2 protein-coding genes and 2 pseudogenes are annotated in these 2,245 nt (G+C 74.0%); all 4 read right to left on the reverse strand.

The features are described 5' to 3' along the window. On the reverse strand, positions 1 to 482 hold a 482-nt coding region (locus tag KBX53_RS30335), incomplete at its 3' end, for a DNA-formamidopyrimidine glycosylase family protein (RefSeq protein WP_309140891.1). A gap of 199 nt (positions 483 to 681) precedes the next feature. Further along, positions 682 to 1,398: pseudogene (gene rnc / locus KBX53_RS30340) on the reverse strand (ribonuclease III); the annotation flags it as partial. Next, positions 1,395 to 2,024: pseudogene (locus tag KBX53_RS30345) on the reverse strand (phosphate acyltransferase PlsX); the annotation flags it as partial. The pseudogenes KBX53_RS30345 and rnc, both read right to left, overlap by 4 nt. An 87-nt stretch (positions 2,025 to 2,111) precedes the next feature. Beyond that, a partial coding sequence (rpmF, locus tag KBX53_RS30350) for a 50S ribosomal protein L32 (RefSeq protein ID WP_210863127.1) occupies positions 2,112 to 2,245 on the reverse strand: 134 nt, incomplete at its 5' end.

Below are 2,245 nucleotides of genomic sequence, written 5' to 3' on the forward strand. Positions count from 1 at the left end.
ACCTCGGTGGGCCGGCGGCGCAGCGCCGCGACGAACGCCGCGTCGGAGAACTCCGGGTCCATCGGGTCGCGGGCGATGTGTGCGATCTCGTCGGGCAACTCGGCGCCGCCCTCGCTCACCGAGAGCCCACCGAACGTGCGCTGGTCGACGAAGCGCAGCTCCGGGCCGTCGTCGCTGAACCGGAACCGGACCCGCAGGTGGGTCTCGTCCACTGTGCCGGGTGGCTGGAGCAGCAGCTGACCCGACATGCCGAGGTGCCCGACGATCGCGTCACCGCTGTCCAGTGGCAGCCACAGGTACTTACCGCGACGGCGGGCGTCCAGCACCGTCCGGCCGGCGAGCACGTCGGCGAAGTGCACGTCGCCGGGAGCGTGCCGGCGGACCGCACGCGGATGACGGACCTCGACCGAGGCGATCCGCCGGCCGACGACCCACTGGGCCACCCCCTGCCGGACGGTCTCCACCTCGGGCAGCTCAGGCACGCGCCGGCCCCGTCTCGTGGCCGTCGGCGCCTCCGGCCGGCAGCGCCTGCGCCAGGTGGTCGGCCTGCTCGGCCGAAGCGGCCCGCTCGGCACGCTCCAGCGGCCCGAACGGCTCACCCCGGTCGGCCGCGTCGTCCCGGTCGGTCGGCTGGTTCTGGCGGTCGTCGCCGGCCCGACCATCCTGGCCATCGTCGCCGTTCTGGTCGTTCTGCTCGGCGAGCGTGCGCCAGGCGGCCTCGGCGGCCCGCTGCTCGGCCTCCTTCTTGCTGCGCCCCTCCGCGCCGCCGTACCGGTTGCCGGCCACCACCACCCAGGCGGTGAACGTCTTGAGGTGATCCGGGCCGGTGCCCTCGATGCGGTACTCCGGCACGCCCAGCCCGAGCGCCGCCGTCAACTCCTGGAGACTGGTCTTCCAGTCCAGGGCGGCGCCGCGACCGGCCGACTCGGCCATCAGCGGGTCGAAGAGCCGGTGGATGACGATCCCCGTGGTGTCCAGGCCGTACTGCAGGTAGATCGCGCCGAGCAGCGCCTCCAGCGTGTCGGCGAGGATGCTCGCCTTGTCCCGGCCACCGGTCGTCTCCTCACCCTTGCCGAGCAGCAGGTACGCGCCGAGCCCCTCCGGGCCCAGACCGCGGGCCACGTCGGCGAGCGCCCGCATGTTGACCACGCTGGCCCGCAGCTTGGCGAGTTGCCCCTCGGGCAGATCCGGGTGGTTGTGGAAGAGCGCCGTGGTGATCACCACGCCGAGCACCGAGTCGCCGAGGAACTCCAGCCGCTCGTTGGTGGGCAGCCCGCCGTTCTCGTACGCGTACGACCGGTGGGTCAACGCGCGCTGGAGCAGCTCGGGTTCCAGGCTCACGCCGAAGGCGGCTTCCAGGTGACCGACGGACGCCCGCCGCCGCTTGTCGTTGCTCATGTGCGTACCTCGGTGTCGGTGGAGCGATCGGTGCGATTCGTCGCGGCGTTGCCGTCGAGCAACGCGGAGACCAGATCGGTGGCGCGCCGCCGCCACAGGTGGGCGGCGAGAGCTATGCCGGAGGCGACGTCGTCGGCGCGGGCGGACCCGTGGCAGACGACCACCGTCCCGACGACACCCAACAGGGCCGCCGCGCGGGGGGCGCCGCCCTGCGCGGGTGGGCCGCCGGCCATCGCGTACGCGCCCTCAATGGCCTTCAGCAGCACGTTACCGGTGAACCCGTCGGTGACGACGACATCGGCGCGCGCGCCGAGGGCCACGTCGAACCCCTCGACCAGACCGACGTAGTGCGCCCCACCGGGCAGCGGTTCGACGGCGAGCAGCGGGTCGGTGGCGCGGCGAACCCGGTCGCCCTTGCCGGCCTCGGTGCCGACCGAGAGCAGCCCGACCCGGGGCGCGGCGATCGAGTGGGCCACCGCCGCGTAGGCGGCGCCGAGCACGGCGTGCCGGGCGAGGGTGGCCGGGCGGGGTTCCAGGGAGCCGCCGACATCGAGCAACACGACCGGCCCCGCCACGGCGGGCAGGGTGGCGGCCAGCTCAGGTTGGCGGCTCTCCGGTGACCGGCCGGCGTCGGAGGGAGCCGGAGCACCGGGCGAATGCCAGGATGCGCGCGCCGCCCGACCTGGGGTCGGGGGCGTCACTCGGCGTCCAGGTCAGACCTCGAGAACCTGGCGGCCGTTGTAGGTGCCGCAGACGGAGCAGGCGGCGTGCGGCAGCTTCGGGGACTTGCACTGCGGGCACGCAACGGTCGCGACCACGGTCGCCTTCCAGTTCGCCCGGCGGGACC

Source organism: Micromonospora sp. M51 (assembly GCF_018070305.1).
GTDB classification, from domain to species: Bacteria; Actinomycetota; Actinomycetes; order Mycobacteriales; family Micromonosporaceae; genus Micromonospora; species Micromonospora parva.